The sequence below is a fragment of the Streptomyces sp. NPDC052396 genome (assembly GCF_044593195.1).
In the GTDB taxonomy this organism is placed as follows: Bacteria; Actinomycetota; Actinomycetes; order Streptomycetales; family Streptomycetaceae; genus Streptomyces.
In genome coordinates this window covers 966,396-979,911 of the sequence record NZ_JBIUAW010000001.1, presented here as the reverse complement: position 1 = coordinate 979,911, position 13,516 = coordinate 966,396, and the positions used below count along the sequence as shown (strand labels likewise).

15 protein-coding genes are annotated in these 13,516 nt (G+C 72.8%); 7 read left to right on the top strand and 8 right to left on the bottom strand.

The window, feature by feature from the left end; genetic code table 11:
- Position 1 precedes the first annotated feature (1 nt).
- Positions 2-988, top strand: a complete 987-nt coding sequence (locus ACIHFE_RS04785) for a tyrosinase family protein (protein ID WP_400104319.1) — start codon at positions 2-4, stop codon at positions 986-988.
- A 16-nt stretch (positions 989-1,004) separates the two neighbouring features.
- On the opposite strand, the gene ACIHFE_RS04780 is transcribed toward ACIHFE_RS04785, so the two are convergent.
- From ACIHFE_RS04780 to ACIHFE_RS04770, 3 genes are read right to left on the bottom strand one after another with little or no spacing between them, the layout of a single operon-like run.
- On the bottom strand, positions 1,005-2,231 hold the full coding sequence (locus ACIHFE_RS04780; RefSeq protein ID WP_400104318.1) for an amidohydrolase family protein: 1,227 nt from the start codon (positions 2,229-2,231) through the stop codon (positions 1,005-1,007).
- Positions 2,228-3,511 carry an amidohydrolase family protein gene (locus ACIHFE_RS04775; protein WP_400104317.1) on the bottom strand — a complete coding sequence of 428 codons (1,284 nt, stop codon included), beginning with the start codon at positions 3,509-3,511 and terminating at the stop codon, positions 2,228-2,230. Before ACIHFE_RS04775 ends, ACIHFE_RS04780 begins: the two co-directional genes overlap by 4 nt.
- Positions 3,508-4,308, bottom strand: coding sequence for an acetoacetate decarboxylase family protein (locus ACIHFE_RS04770; protein WP_400104316.1), 801 nt, complete (start codon positions 4,306-4,308; stop codon positions 3,508-3,510). Before ACIHFE_RS04770 ends, ACIHFE_RS04775 begins: the two co-directional genes overlap by 4 nt.
- Positions 4,309-4,412: 104 nt before the next feature.
- Here ACIHFE_RS04770 and ACIHFE_RS04765 point away from each other — a divergent pair, with 104 nt between their 5' ends.
- The 5 genes from ACIHFE_RS04765 (at position 4,413) to ACIHFE_RS04745 (ending at position 10,509) form a co-directional block, all read left to right on the top strand.
- Positions 4,413-4,994: a TetR/AcrR family transcriptional regulator gene (locus ACIHFE_RS04765; RefSeq protein ID WP_400104315.1), complete on the top strand. Its 582-nt coding sequence runs from the start codon at positions 4,413-4,415 to the stop codon at positions 4,992-4,994.
- Positions 4,995-5,168: 174 nt separating this feature from the next.
- Positions 5,169-7,778: an MXAN_6230/SCO0854 family RING domain-containing protein gene (locus ACIHFE_RS04760; RefSeq protein ID WP_400104314.1), complete on the top strand. Its 2,610-nt coding sequence runs from the start codon at positions 5,169-5,171 to the stop codon at positions 7,776-7,778.
- Between the two features lie 87 nt (positions 7,779-7,865).
- Entirely contained in the window at positions 7,866-8,846 is a 981-nt protein-coding gene (locus ACIHFE_RS04755; RefSeq protein WP_400104313.1) for a DEDDh family exonuclease, read from the top strand.
- A 44-nt stretch (positions 8,847-8,890) separates the two neighbouring features.
- Entirely contained in the window at positions 8,891-9,748 is an 858-nt protein-coding gene (locus ACIHFE_RS04750; RefSeq protein ID WP_400104312.1) for an SURF1 family protein, read from the top strand.
- 5 nt (positions 9,749-9,753) lie between these two features.
- The gene (locus tag ACIHFE_RS04745; RefSeq protein WP_400104311.1) at positions 9,754-10,509 is read left to right on the top strand and encodes an SDR family oxidoreductase; all 756 of its coding nucleotides are present in this window, start codon (positions 9,754-9,756) and stop codon (positions 10,507-10,509) included.
- A 33-nt stretch (positions 10,510-10,542) separates the two neighbouring features.
- On the opposite strand, the gene amaP is transcribed toward ACIHFE_RS04745, so the two are convergent.
- From amaP to ACIHFE_RS04720, 5 genes are read right to left on the bottom strand one after another with little or no spacing between them, the layout of a single operon-like run.
- The gene (gene amaP / locus ACIHFE_RS04740) at positions 10,543-11,148 is read right to left on the bottom strand and encodes an alkaline shock response membrane anchor protein AmaP (RefSeq protein WP_400104415.1); all 606 of its coding nucleotides are present in this window, start codon (positions 11,146-11,148) and stop codon (positions 10,543-10,545) included.
- Positions 11,149-11,161: 13 nt separating this feature from the next.
- Positions 11,162-11,749 (bottom strand): DUF6286 domain-containing protein, encoded by a 588-nt coding sequence (locus tag ACIHFE_RS04735; RefSeq protein ID WP_400104310.1) that lies wholly within the window; start codon positions 11,747-11,749, stop codon positions 11,162-11,164.
- A complete protein-coding gene (locus ACIHFE_RS04730) occupies positions 11,746-12,099 on the bottom strand; it encodes an Asp23/Gls24 family envelope stress response protein (RefSeq protein ID WP_400104309.1) in 354 nt (117 codons plus the stop codon). The genes ACIHFE_RS04735 and ACIHFE_RS04730 overlap by 4 nt, the downstream gene beginning before the upstream one ends.
- Before the next feature lie 3 nt (positions 12,100-12,102).
- Complete coding sequence (locus ACIHFE_RS04725; RefSeq protein ID WP_400104308.1) at positions 12,103-12,306, bottom strand: hypothetical protein; 204 nt, start codon at positions 12,304-12,306, stop codon at positions 12,103-12,105.
- A complete protein-coding gene (locus ACIHFE_RS04720) occupies positions 12,306-12,746 on the bottom strand; it encodes an Asp23/Gls24 family envelope stress response protein (protein WP_400104307.1) in 441 nt (146 codons plus the stop codon). Before ACIHFE_RS04720 ends, ACIHFE_RS04725 begins: the two co-directional genes overlap by 1 nt.
- 122 nt (positions 12,747-12,868) lie before the next feature.
- On the opposite strand from ACIHFE_RS04720, the gene ACIHFE_RS04715 reads away from it, so the two are divergent.
- Positions 12,869-13,510, top strand: a complete 642-nt coding sequence (locus ACIHFE_RS04715; protein ID WP_400104306.1) for a hypothetical protein — start codon at positions 12,869-12,871, stop codon at positions 13,508-13,510.
- The last annotated feature ends 6 nt before the right edge of the window (positions 13,511-13,516 follow it).

Sequence of the window (13,516 nt, the reverse complement as noted above, 5' to 3'; positions counted from 1 at the left end):
GATGGCTGTGATCCGGAGGAACATCCTGCACGACCAGGCCTCGCTGGACGGATATATCCGCGGCATCCGCCTGCTCAACCAGGAGCCGACCGGGTGGAAAACCAACAACTACGGCATCCCCGGCCCGCCGGCCCCGGTGTACGTCTACGACCGGTACTCCATCTGGCACTTCTACGCGAACAGGCTCCCGATTCCGCCGAATAGTGACCCAACGGTGCGAAATTTCGCACACCGTGGGCCGGTCTTCCTGCCGTGGCATCGGTACATGCTCCTCTACCTGGAGGCGGATCTTCAACGGGTGCTCAACGACCCCAGTTTTGGGCTGCCGTACTGGGACTGGGCAGCCGACGGTGACCGTGGCTCGCCGACCAATGCCGAGATCTGGACGCCCAAGTACATGGGCGGGGACGGCATCCCGGTCACGAAGGGACCGTTCGTCTTCGACCCGAAAGACCCGAGCTCCTTCACCGTCCGCGTCGAAACCGGCCCCGACGAACAGCTGTACCAGACCAAACGGGGTATATACCGGGACTTCGCCCCCAAGTGGGGCTCGTCGACCCTGCCGACCAGCGTGGATGTGCTAACCGCCCTGAGCTACACGCCGGACGGCCCCAACAGCAAACCGGAAGACCGATACGACACGCTCGACTTCGACCGCGACTCGGACGGCTTCCGCAATCGGCTCGAAGGCTGGTTGCCAGCCGGTCCGGCCCGTATGCACAACCAGATCCATCACTGGGTCGGCGGGGACATGTTTCCGCCGACCTCCCCCAACGACCCGGTGTTCTTCCTGCACCACTGCAATGTGGACCGGATCTGGGAGAGCTGGATGCACCGCTATGGCCGTATCTACGCCCCGGACAAGACGGCCCCGGAGTCGCTCTACGGTGAGCGGATCGACGACCGGATTCAAATCGCGCCTAATCCCGATCGCTCACCGAGGCACATGATGGACCAGCTCGTGTACACCTACGACGCACTGCTCTGAAACCCGCCCGGCCCCCTCACCAAGCCCGCCCCACCACCCCCGCCACAAAAACCGGACTCGTGGCCCCCGCCGGCGCCTCCCCCAGCGGCTCCGCGAGCTCCGCGGCCGTCGGGCCGACCCGTGCCGCGATGGAGTCGAGGAAGCCCAGGTCAAAGCCGTACACGGCGGCCGCGTTGCCGCCCACCATGGCGGCGACCTCTTCCCGTGGCAGGCCCGCGTACGCCGCCCGCAGGGCCTCCCGGGAGTGCGGGTATGTCCCCTCGTCGTGGGGGTAGTCGCTGCCCCACATGACCTTGTCCACCCCGATGCGATGCCGCAACGGCACCTCGTACGGTCGCATAAAGCTGGCGCCGACGAAGCAGTTCTCCCGCCAGTAGGCACTCGGTGCCCGCACGGCCAGCCCTGCCCCGAACTTGGCCTCGGCGGAGTCGAGTTGGGTGCGGGAGGTGGTCAGGCGGGCGTGGTAGTGGTCGAGGGTGGCCAGGACGGGCGGGATCCAGCCGGCGCCCTGTTCGGTGAGGACCAGGCGCAGGGCGGGGTGGCGCTGGAAGGCGCCGCCGAAGCAGAGGTGCCAGAGGGCGCGGTGGGAGAACCAGGTGGTTTCGACCATGAAGACGGCTCTGGCGGCCGGTTCGGTGCCCAGCGGTGGGGAGGCGGAGCCGCCGTGGTGGTTGACGGGGACGCCGAGTTCGGCGCAGACGGCCCAGAGGGGGTCGTAGCCGGTGGAGTGGAGTTCGGGGAGGCCGCTGCCGGGCGGGGTGCCGGGCAGCAGGATGCCGCCGGTGAGGCCGGCGGCATGGGTGCGGCGTACCTCGCGGACCGCCTCGTCCACATCGTTGAGGAGGATCTGGGCTACTCCGGCCCGGCGGCCAGGCGCCAGCGAACAGAAGTCGGCGAGCCAGCGGTTGTGCGCGCGCAGCCCGGCCCAGCGCAGAGTGAACTCCTCCCGGGTGGGTGCGGGGGCCAGCAGGGCGGCGCTGGGGTAGAAGGGCGGGATGGTGTTGGGGTAGACGACCTCGGCGACGATGCCGTCCGCCTCCAGTTCGGCCAGCCGGCGGTCGGAGTTCCAGTTGCGGTCGGCGGTGTCGGCGAGGAGGTCCTCATGGGGGTTGATGTAGTGCGACGCCCAGGCGTCGAAGGCTTCGTGGTGTGCCCGCTCCAAGTAGGGCCGGTAGTCGAGGAGATCGGCGCCGGCGTGGCAGTCGGCGGAGATGACCGTGTAGCGGCGGCGGTCGGCGGTCACGTGTCCCTCCCCAGGGACGGGAAGTCGCGGTCGGTCAGCCAGTGCCGGCCGGTCTCCCGGGAGCGTGCCCAGGACGCCTCCACCGCCGGCTGGTCGGCGCTCTGGCCGAGTTCGGCGGGGGTGGGGCCGATCCGGGCGGCCAGCGGGGCGAGCACGGCGGTGTCGAAGCCGAAGACCTCGGCGGCGGACAGGCCGAGCATCCGCCGGGTCTCACTGACCGGGATGTCATGGAAGGTGTCGCGCAGCCAGCGCCGGGTGTGCGGCCAAGTTCCCTCGGGGTGGGGGAAGTCGGAGCCCCAGAGGATGTTGTCGACGCCGATCTCATAGCGCTGGGCCAGTTCGCGCCGCTTGGTGTTGGTGGCGCAGATAAAGACATTGCGGTCCAGATACTCATGCGGCGGGCGGGGCAGCCCGGAGAAGGGGGAGAGCTTCCGGCCGCCGTGTGCGCCCAGGTAGAGCCGGTCCATGAACCAGAGCAGGTTGGGCAGCCACCAGCAGCCGGACTCGGCGATGCCGAAGCGCAGTCCGGGGTGGCGTTCGAAGACGCCGGACCAGAGCAGGAACCACAGCGGCCGGGCCGGCCACCAGGTCACCTCGGTGACATAGATGCCGAGATGGTCGCCGTACTCCTGGCGCGGGGTGGCGCCGGAGTGGGTGAGCAGCGGCAGGCCCGCCTCGGCCGCCGCCGCCCACACCGGGTCGTAACAGGGGTCGTGGTAGGGCGGGTTGTCGCACCACATGGCGGGGATCAGCAGCGCGCCGAGCCCGGACTCATGGGCCCGGGCGATCTCGGCGAGCACCTGGGGGACCTCGGCGGTCACCGGCAGCAGCGCCACCCCGCGGTGCCGCTCCGGATGTTCGCCGCAGAACTCGGCCAGCCAGCGGTTGTGTGCCCGGGCGCCGGCCAGGCCGAGTTCGGGGTCGTGGTCGCCGGACAGGCCCAGGCCCACGCCGAAGGGGGCGGCGTTGCGGCTGTCCACGGCGTCGGCGTCCGGGAAGACCACCTCGCCGGCCACCCCGTCCCCGTCGAGTTCCTTGATCCGCTGAGTGGGGTCCCAGCCGCCGCGCAGCCCTTCCCGGTGTTCCTCGAACCAGCGGGTGGCGAAGGCTTCATTGCGTACCCCCAGCCGTGTCATCTCGGCCTGCCGGGCGGCGCGTTGGGCCAGGAAGTCGTCGAAGGCGCGGTGGTGGCGGCGCTCCAGGTAGGGGCGGTACTCCTCGGTGGGCAGTCCGGCGTGGCAGTCGGAGGAGATCACCAGATAGGGGTCGGAGTACGTCATCGGTCGCTCGCCTCCGGGGGCCGGGGCCGGTCGAGGATCTGGTGGACGTCGTCATAGCGCTGGTGGACATAGGGCAGCAGGTCGCGGGGGTTGACCTTGGCGGCGACCCGGCCCTGCTGGGTGGTGGCGCGCTCGCCCAGGGTCAGGTCCAGCAGGCGCCGCACCGGCAGGTCGGCCACCGGGTCGTACATCGACTCGCGCAGCACCACATCGCCGGTGACCGATTCCAGCCTGCGCACCCGCTCGGTGCGGGTGCAGTGGATGAGCAGCGGGTCGGCGTCAAAGCCGTCGCCGTCCACGGCGGGCAGGAACTTGAAGTAGAAGTCCAGGCGCTGGGCGGGCGGCGGCAGCGGCAGTTCGCGGGCGACGGCGCCGCGTACCTCCAGGAAGGCGATGCCATGGCGGGCCAGCCGGGCCCGGATCACCAGGCCCTCGCGTTCCAGGACCACCTCGCCGAGCTTCTTGGGTTCGCCGAACACCTCGCGGCCGCCGGTCAGCGCCCGTTCCCCGGTCATCGGCATCACCAGCGGGTACCAGCCGTCCTGTCCGCCGTGCCGGGCGGCGACCGCCACCGAGCCGGCGCCCAGCGGCCGGCCGTGCAGTGCCACGGTGCTGACGGCCGCCCGTACCACCGGGCGCGGACCGGGCTCCAGCGGTGGCGGCAGCACCGCCGCCACCGCGTCCGGGTCGCTCTCCCAGTGCGCCACCAGACCGGTGGACCAGATCTCCGGCACCGCCGCCCGGCGGGCCCCGGCCATCTCCGCCGCGTCGCGCGGGCCGTACCGTACGCGGGTCATTCGCGTCACCGCCCTTGTGTGCCCTGTTGCCTGTCGGGTGTCTGTAACAGGGTTACAGCGGCGCGAGGCAGGGGTAAACACCCTTGCGTGAACGGGAGTTGGGATTGAGCCGCGAGGAGATCCTGCGGGCCGCCGCGCGCCTGGTGCGGGAGGAGGGGCCACGCGCGCTGACCATGCGGCGGCTGGCGGCGGAGCTGGGCACGGCCGTCACGGCGATCTACTGGCATGTGGGCAACCGTGAGGCGCTGCTGGACGCGCTGGTGGAACGTACGCTGCGGGAGTTCGCGGCGATCCATCCCACCGGGCGCACCCCGCGCACCCGGATCGTCTCGCTGGCGCGGGCGCTGCGTGCGGAGCTGCGGGCCCGGCCGCATCTGATCGCCATGGTGCATGAACGGGGGCGCACCGAGCGGCTGTTCCGCCCGGTGCGCCAGGCCCTGGTCAAGGAGGCCCGGGCGGCGGGGCTGCGGGGGGCGCGGGCGGCGGAGCTGGTGCGGGCGGTGGAGTTTCTGGTGGTGGGGTCGGTGCTGGTGGAGCGGGTGTCGGAGGGCGAGCCGGCGGGCGGTGCGGTGGTGCCGGGTGCGGGTGACCGGGCGCTGGAGCGGGCCCTGGCGCGGCCGCCGGATCCCGGGCGGCTCTTCGAGCTGTCGGTGCGGGCGGTGGTGGAGGGACTGCTGGGCCGGTAGCTGCCGAGGCGGGCCGGAAACTCGTTGGCGCCCGGCCGAGTGCCCCGCCTAGCATCGCTGTCGCGGGGGCGGCTCCGCGGTGTGCTTCCTTCTCTGTCTCTTTTAAAGATTGCGCAGTGCGCCCACTCTCCGCCCCCGCTTATTGATGTCCGGGGGATCCAGGGGGAATCGTCCGTGTCCACACTGCAGTCCGTACTGCTGCGTTGCGCCCAGACCTGGTTTGTCGACCATGAACCACCAGCCCGCGCGGGCGGGTTGGACTCGCGCGTGGCCAAGGGGCTGACCGCGCTGGAGGCGGAGCTGCTGGACCGGGGGTACGCGCTCACCGAACCGCTGCGCGGGGCGCTGGCCGCGGCCGGGGCGGAGGCGCTGGCGGACAGCGGCAAGGGCCTGCTGCGGGCGATCGATGAACTGCTGGGCGCGGACCGCACTCATATGCCGCTCTTTCGCGGCTTCCCGCACTCCGTGCCGGAGGACACCCGGGCGCTCTATGTGGACCGGGTGTTCAGCCTGCTGTTGCAGCAGCCCCGGCAGCCCTGTGTGCTGTGCGGCACGGCCGGCAGCGTGCACCCGGTCTCGCCCTGCGCCCATCTGGTGTGCCGTAGCTGCTGGGACGGGGCGGAGTACGCGGGGTGCCCGCTCTGCCACCGCCGTATCGACCGCGGCGACCCCTTTCTGCGGCCCACCGCGATGCCGTCCGGTGCCGAACCGGCCGCCGTGCGGGGCCCGTTGCGCCTGCTGACGCTCGGTACGGACCGGGGCGCCGAGGCGGCCGCCGCACTGGCCGCCCTGCTGGCCCGGCGCACCCCGCTGTCCCCGCAGGACCGCGCGGACCTCGGGGTGCTGCTGGCGCACGCCGCGCCCGGCGGCCTGGACTGGCTGCCGGAGACGATCGCGGTACGGGAGACCAGGGCGCTGGTGCTCGGCGGCCTGCTGGCCATGGGCGCACCGGTGCACGACCGGCTGCCGGGGCTGCTGACCACGGCCACCGATGTGCTGCGGCTGCTGTGCGTCTGGTCGGGCGGCGAGCCGGATCCGCGGGCCGCGCCCCGGATGCGCGGCCTGCCCCGGCCGCTGCGCCGCCGGCTGCTGTCCGTACTGGATGCCCTGGAGGTGTCCGCGCTGGTCGAGGACCTGCTGCGGCATCCCACCGGCTGGAAGCGGGCGGGCGAGGTGCTGCACCCCTTTGAGTGGCACCGGCGGCATCCACGGGCCGCGCTGGCTTTCGCCGTGCTGCGGGAGACGGATGTGTCCCGGCCCGGTGCGCTGGGCGAGGGGCTGCGCGCCACCGCGGCCGGGCATCCGGAGGCGGTGGTGCTGGACGGCGGGCGGATCCGGGCGCGCACCTGGGGCGCGCGGGTGGAGGGAGCATTGCGCACGGGCGACCTGGCGGCGGCGGTGGCGCTGTTGCGCGCGCGGCCCGGTGAGCTGGTGCGCCGGCTGGATCAGCTGATGCGCCGCTACGGTACCGAGCACCTGCCGGCGGAGCCGGCCGAGGCGCTGGCACATGGGCTGCCCTCGGTGGGCCCGGGTCCGCTGCTGTCCGCGCTGGGGCAGTTGCGCGGCCGCCAACTGCCGGGCGGGCGGCGGGTGTTCTTCCCGCGCGGCCAGGTGGCACGGCCCTGGGCGGTGGCCGAGGACCGGGCGCCGCTGCCGGCGGCGGCGGTCGAGGAGGTCTGCGGCCTGCTGTCCGGCGAGGCGCTGCGCCGGCTGGGCGGTGCCACCCGCTACGACCTGGCGGTGCTGGACGCGGAACTGCGCCGGCTGACCGTGCCCTTCGCCGAGCGCTCCACCGCGGCCTCCCTGGTCGCGGTACCGCGCGGCAGTGAACTGCCGTTGCCGGACGGCGAGGTGGTGCGGCTGTTCGTCCACTGGCTGGAGCCCGAGGGCGTCCGGGTGGACCTCGACCTTTCGGTGGCCTTCTTCGACGCCGAGTGGAACTTCACCGGGCTGTGCGACTACACCGAACTGCGCTACGGCCGTACCGCCGCGGTGCACTCCGGCGATCTGACCTCGGCCCCGGCGCCGGACGGCGCGACCGAGTATGTGGACCTGGACCTGGCCGAGCTGGCCAAGGGCGGCGCCCGCTATGCCGTACCGGTCGTCTTCAGCTTCAATGACATCCCCTTCGACCGGCTGCCGGACGCCTTCGCGGGCTTTATGGCGCTGCGGGGGAAAGGGGCGCGCGACTCCGCACATCGCGACGCCTCGTATGACGCCCGGGCCGTGCGCCAGCGCTTCGATCTGGCGGGCCGGTCGCGGATCTGTGTGCCGATGCTGATCGACCTCGCGGAGGGTCATGCCCGGTGGACCGATGTCCACCTTGCGAGTGGTGCGGGATTCCACAACATCTGGCGGCATGGCGAGCGGCTGGGGTGGCTGGGGCGCGATCTATGGCGGTACTTCGCGGCCGGCGGCCGGGTGAGCCTCTGGGAACTGGCCTGCTGGCAGGCGGCGGCACGAGCCGGGGAAGCGGTCGTCCTCAATCCCCTCGCGGATGCGGCCCCTTCCGATGAGGTGTGGATCTATCGCCGGGCGGACGGCGAGAGTCCGGCTGGGTTCGCGGCCCGGTTGTGCGCCCTGGACACCCCGGACGGCCGGCGTCCGCGCGCCGCCGCCGCCACGCTCGCCGAGGGGCGGCACGCCCTGCTGGCCCTGGTCGAGGGCGAGCTCCGGACGGACCGGACGACCGGCACGGTGTACCGGCTGTTCCCCGGCTCCGTCGACGGCTGCACCGGGCTGGTCCGGATCACCGCCGGTGAACTCCTCGCGGATCTGGCCTGAACTCCGCCCCGGACTCTGACCTGATCCATACGCTCCCCGGTCGGCCGGGGACCGCGCTGTCAGTGGTGGCCCTTAAGCTCTTGGACCATGCTCGACGACAGCACCGCAGCCGCCTCGCCCGCCTCCTGGCCGGCCGCGTACCCCGAGGGATACGCGGTCGTCGACGTGGAGACCACCGGGCTCGCCCGGGATGACCGGATAGTGTCGGCCGCGGTGTACCAACTGGACGTCCACGGCCGGGTGGAGGACAGCTGGTACACGCTGGTCAATCCGGAGCGGGATCCGGGTCCGGTGTGGATCCATGGGCTGACCTCCGAAGTCCTGGCGGACGCACCGCTGTTCAAGGAGGTCGCCGCGGACTTCGCGGACCGGCTGGCCGGCCGGGTGCTGGTGGCGCACAACGCGGCCTTCGACTGGTCGATGATCGCCCGGGAGTACGCCCGGGCCGGAATCGAGGCCCCGGTGCGGCAACGGCTGTGCACCATCGCCCTGTCCAAGGAGCTGGGCCTGCCGCTGCCCAACCACAAGCTGGAGTCGCTGGCCGCCCACTACGGCGTGGTGCAGCAGCGGGCGCACCATGCCCTGGACGACGCCCGGGTGCTGGCCGAGGCGTTCCAGCCCAGCCTGCACCATGCCGCACAGGCCGGGCTGCGGCTGCCGCTGCTGGCCTGCCAGCCGCTGACCGAGTGGTCGGACGGACCGTCCGCCGCCTCGGCCCGCATCGGGTACCAGCCCTCGTACCGGTCGTCGAGCTGGCGGCCCAGCCGCCGGCTGCCGCCCTGCCCCTATCCCAACCCCGGCCGCTATGAGCCGGGCGGCCAGCTCGTGCAGGGCATGCGGGTGGCCTTCTCCGGTGACACCTCCATCGACCGGGAGCTGCTGGAGGACCGGACCGTCGAGGCCGGGCTCCATGTGTCCGGCAGTGTCTCCCGGCTCACCAGCCTGCTGGTCACCAATGACCCCGGCTCCCCCACCGGCAAGGTCACCAAGGCACGGGCCTTCAGGACGCCGGTGGTGGACGAGGCGGCCTTCGTCCAGCTGCTCTCCCATGTGACTCCGGCACCCTAGGGCCCACCCGAGGAGCCGCCGGAGGCACCAGGTACCGTCGATGCGTGTACCGCTTTCTGCTGACCCGGCAGTGGGTGATCCTCACGCTTGTGGGGCTCGTCCTCATTCCGGTGATGATCAAACTGGGCTTCTGGCAGCTGCATCGCCATGAGAGCCGGGTCGCACGCAACCACCAGATCGGCCGCCAGCTCACCGCCGCCCCGGTACCCGTCACCGAGCTGAGCTCACCCGGCCGGGATGTGCCCGGGCAGGACGTATGGCGCCGGGTCACCGCGACCGGCAGCTATGACACCAGGGGCGAGGTCGTCGTCCGCTACCGCACCGACGACTCCGGCAAGTCCGGCTTTATGGTGGTCACCCCCCTGGTGCTGGCGGATGGCAAGGCGGTGCTGGTCAACCGGGGCTGGATCCCGGCCGACAGCGGTCAGCTGCAGTACCCGAAGGTCCCGGCCCCGCCCGCCGGCAGGATCACCATCACCGGACGGCTGCGGGCCGACGAGACCACCCACGCCAGCGGCATCAGAAACACCAAGGGTCTGCCGGCCCGGATGGTGATGCTGATCAACAGCCGGCAGCAGGCCGAGGACCTGCACCGGCCGCTGCTCGGCGGCTATGTCGAGCTGGCCGAGGCGCCCTCGGGGAGCGACCAGCCGGAGGTGGTGTCCGCCCCCGACCACAGCAGCATTGGCAACCACATGGCCTATGCGGTGCAGTGGTGGCTTTTCTCCGCGTTTGTACCGGTCGGCTGGGTCATCCTGGCCCGCCGGGAGCGCCGGGACCAGGCGGCGGCCGCCGCCGAGGCGGCCCAGGCGGCCGGCGAGGACGCGGCCGGGAAGACGCCCGGGGAGGCGCCCGAAGAGGCACCCGCCCCTGCCGCGCCGGAGCCCAGCACGGCAGACTGATCCGCATGGATCTTGGGCTCAAAGACCGGGTGTATGTACTGACCGGCGCCAGCCGGGGGCTGGGCTATGCCGCCGCGCGTGAACTGACCGCCGACGGCGCCCGGGTGGTGATCTCCGGGCGGGACGCCGGGGCGGCCGCCGCCGCGGCCGGCCGGCTGGGCGAGGGCGCCCTCGGAGTGGCCGCGGACAATGCCGACCCCGCCACCGCCGAGCGGCTGATCAGCACCGCCCGGGAACGCTTCGGCCGCTTCGACGGCATCCTGATCAGCGTGGGCGGGCCGCCCGCCGGTTCGGCCGACGGGATCGGCGACGAGCAGTGGCGGGCCTCCTTCGAAAGCGTCTTCCTGGGGGCGGTACGGCTGGCCCGGGCGGCCGCGGCGGAACTCTCCGAAGGCGGCGTGATCGGCTTTGTGCTGTCCGGCTCGGTCCATGAGCCCATCCCCGGACTGACCATCTCCAATGGCCTGCGGCCCGGCCTGGCCGGGTTCGCCAAGTCGCTCTCCCTGGAGCTCGGCCCCCGGGGCGTGCGGGTGGTGGGACTGCTGCCCAGCCGGATCGACACCGACCGGGTGCGGGAACTGGACGCGCTCTCCGGCGACCCGGAGACGGCCCAGGCCGAGCACTCGGCCCGGATTCCGCTGCGGCGCTATGGGACGCCCGAGGAGTTCGGGCGGTGCGCGGCGTTCCTGCTGTCGCCCGCCGCCTCCTATCTCACCGGGCTGATGCTGCCGGTGGACGGCGGGGCACGGCGCGAGTTCTGAGGCGCGGCCGGCCAGGGCACGGCGAGGACACCACTACTCCACCCGCTCCGCCCGGTGCCGCACAATCCGCAGCCGCACCCGGGCGGGCAGCTTGGTCAGCCCCACCGAACTGCGCGCATGGTCCAGCGCCTCGGTGCACAAGCGGTGCAGCGCGGCGGCCGGGGCCGAGTGCGCGGCCAGGGTCAGGGTCACCCGGGCCTCGGGGGCGGTGCGCCGCCCGGTCAGGGTGACCACCGCGTCCTCGACCCCGGCCGCCTCCGCCGCCTCGGCGGACATCGCCTCCTCCAGGGCCCCGGCCCGTAGCAGCACCATGTCCGCGTCACCGCTGTCACCGCCATGGACCAGGACCGTGTCCAGCCGGCGCCGCCGCACCTGGGCCAGCAGCCAGCACAGGGCCAGCAGCACCAGCAGCGAGAGCACCGTGATCACCACCGGCCACCACCAGTCACCGCCCCGCCGGCGGCGCCGGGCGGCAGCGCTGAGCAGGACGTCATGGGCCCCGGCGAAGGGCCAGCCGGCGGGCAGCGCAAGCCCCCAGCGCCGCCGCAGGTCCAGCGCACCGACCAGAACCGCCGCGCCCAGCGCCACCAGCAGCAGCCCGGCCAGGGCCAGCAGCACCCGGTTGACGGTCTTCAGCACCACTCTCACCCCCTCACCGCTTCACCGCACGATGCACCCGCACCACGAGCACCGGCTGCCGGTCCAGCCCCAACTCCCTTACCGCTTCGGCCAGTACGGCGTCCACATCGGCCCGGACCTCCGCCAGGTCCCGGAAGTGCGACTGGACGCGGACCCGGATCGCCCGCCGGCCCACCTCGGTACGTACCGAGCGCACCCCGGAGATCTCCATCACCCGGTCCCGGAGTACCAGCGCCGCCGCCCGCCGGTCCAACCCGGCCCGTACCTCCGGCAGTTGGCGCCGCATCGGCAGCACCCCGCGCAGCCCCGGGGTGACGGCCAGCACGATCAGCCACAGCCCCAGCAGCACGGCCAGCACCGCGGCGGTGATCACCCAGCCGTTGCCCAGCGGGCGGTGGGCCAGCTCATGGGCCAGCCGGCGGCGCCAGCGCATGCCGGGGTGGCCGGCGCGTACCGCCGCCACGTCATAGAGGAACAGCGCCGAGACGGCCAGCAGCGCCAGGGCGACGACGGCCGCCGGCACCCGCCGGGCCGACCAGAACCGGCCGGAGGGTTCCGGCTCCGGCGGTGGGCCCTTGCCCAGATGGACGGGACCGCTCATCGCACCCGCTCCGCGCCCGCGCGGTCCAGATGCGGCGAGTGCAGCCGCTCCACCGTGATCACCACCTCCGGCACCCGCATGCCCGCCAACGTCCCGATGCGCTCGGCGACTTGGCGGCGTACCGCACGACATCGGGCACCGAGGTCCGCCGGGTAGCCGAGCTCCATATGAAGTCGTACCCGCGCGGTCTCGTCCCGCACGACCACCGAGGCGGTGGGTGGAGCATGACCCGCGCGCAATTCACCGGCGAGCGCCTCGCGCGCTGCCTGGGAGGCGATTTTCGCCACCACGCGCTCCGCCACCCGGGTGGCCCCCCGCTCTCCCGGCGGTACCTCGCACCCTCCCCCCATCGCCTACCTCCGCCGTCCGTCACGCTCGCGGTCCCTCTCGCGCGGCCGGAAGAAGTCGCCCGGCTCAAGGTCCCCGTCCAGGAACCGGCCGGCCACAAACCCGACGGCACCCAACGCCGCCACCAGCAGAAAGGCCCCGAAGCCGCCGAAGTACCCGGCGAATCCGAGCGCCATACCGGCGATCATGCCGGCCACGGCCATGCTCATCACTGAATCCTCGGCGTCGTCTCTTCCTCTTCCTCATCGGGCAGTTTCACATCGCTCACCGCGATGTTGACCTCCACGACCTCCAGGCCGGTCATCCGCTCCACCGCCGCGATGACGTTCTCCCGCACCGCGCGGGCCACATCCGCGATGGCCACGCCGTACTCCACCACGATCTCCAGGTCGAGCGCGGTCTGTACCTCGCCGACCTCCGCCTTCACTCCCCGGGCGACGGACTTGCCGCCGCCGGGCACCCGGTCGCGTACCGCGCCGAAGGTACGGGCCAGGCCGCCGCCCATGGCATGGACGCCCATCACATCGCGGGCGGCCATCCCGGCGATCTTCTCCACGACCCCGTCGGCGATGGTGGTCCGGCCCCGTTCAGCCGGTGCGACCTGCGGTTCCTTGGCCGGGGTATCGGTGCCTGCCGGATTGTCGGTCATCGTCGATCGCCTCTCTTCCAGGGAAGCGTCCAAGGGAAGGGAAAGTCGTTCACCGGTCCTTTTGTCCACCTTAGGGGCTGCTACGCAGATCGTCGCGGGCTTGACTGCGGCAGGCTGGTGGCATGGATGCGGACTCGCTGGCGGCGGCGGTACGGCGGCAACTCGCCCTGGGCAGGCTGCTGCCGCTGGGCGGCGCGGCGGACGGAGCGTGGATCACCGAGGCGGCGGCCGCCGATGCGCTGCGCCGGGCGGCGGCGTCGGTGCCGGGTGTCCGGCTGGGGGCGCTGCGGCTCTCCCCGGCGCGGCCGGGCGGGACGCACGCCCCTGTGGTGCCGCCTCCGCCCAGCGCCCTGCCGCCGGGGCGGCTGCGGATCGAGGCCGAGCTGACGGCCTCGGGCGACCAGCCGCTCCGGCCGGCCGCCGAGCGGCTGCGGGTGCGGCTGCTGGCGGCGGCCCGGGAAGGGCTGGGGCTGGCGGTCGAGGCGGTGGACCTCCGGGTGACCGGCCTGCTGGACGGCGCCCCGGAGCCTTCCCCCCACGCGGGGCCTCCCAGGAAGCCGGGCCCGGCGCCATCCATCCCGGGCGTCTCCGGCCTGGCCCCGGTCCTGGGCATCGCCCCGGCGGACGAGGGCCACCGCCAGGTGCAGATCGCTGTCGCGGACGGCTTCCGGGCCCTGGATGTGGCCCTGGCGGTACGACGAGCGCTGACCGGTGGCCCGGTGCGCACGGTGGCGGTAGTAGTCACATCGACGGGCGCCCCCTAAGAGGGC

Excerpts from the sequence above, each read along its gene's own strand:
- ACIHFE_RS04770 (WP_400104316.1), bottom strand. The coding sequence starts at position 4,308 with ATGACCCGCGTACGGTACGGCCCGCGCGACGCGGCGGAGATGGCCGGG.
- ACIHFE_RS04720 (WP_400104307.1), bottom strand. The coding sequence starts at position 12,746 with ATGACCGACAATCCGGCAGGCACCGATACCCCGGCCAAGGAACCGCAG.
- ACIHFE_RS04775 (WP_400104317.1), bottom strand. The coding sequence starts at position 3,511 with ATGACGTACTCCGACCCCTATCTGGTGATCTCCTCCGACTGCCACGCC.
- ACIHFE_RS04755 (WP_400104313.1), top strand. The coding sequence starts at position 7,866 with ATGCTCGACGACAGCACCGCAGCCGCCTCGCCCGCCTCCTGGCCGGCC.
- ACIHFE_RS04785 (WP_400104319.1), top strand. The coding sequence starts at position 2 with ATGGCTGTGATCCGGAGGAACATCCTGCACGACCAGGCCTCGCTGGAC.
- ACIHFE_RS04725 (WP_400104308.1), bottom strand. The coding sequence starts at position 12,306 with ATGAGCATGGCCGTGGCCGGCATGATCGCCGGTATGGCGCTCGGATTC.
- ACIHFE_RS04735 (WP_400104310.1), bottom strand. The coding sequence starts at position 11,749 with ATGAGCGGTCCCGTCCATCTGGGCAAGGGCCCACCGCCGGAGCCGGAA.
- ACIHFE_RS04730 (WP_400104309.1), bottom strand. The coding sequence starts at position 12,099 with ATGGGGGGAGGGTGCGAGGTACCGCCGGGAGAGCGGGGGGCCACCCGG.
- ACIHFE_RS04745 (WP_400104311.1), top strand. The coding sequence starts at position 9,754 with ATGGATCTTGGGCTCAAAGACCGGGTGTATGTACTGACCGGCGCCAGC.
- ACIHFE_RS04715 (WP_400104306.1), top strand. The coding sequence starts at position 12,869 with ATGGATGCGGACTCGCTGGCGGCGGCGGTACGGCGGCAACTCGCCCTG.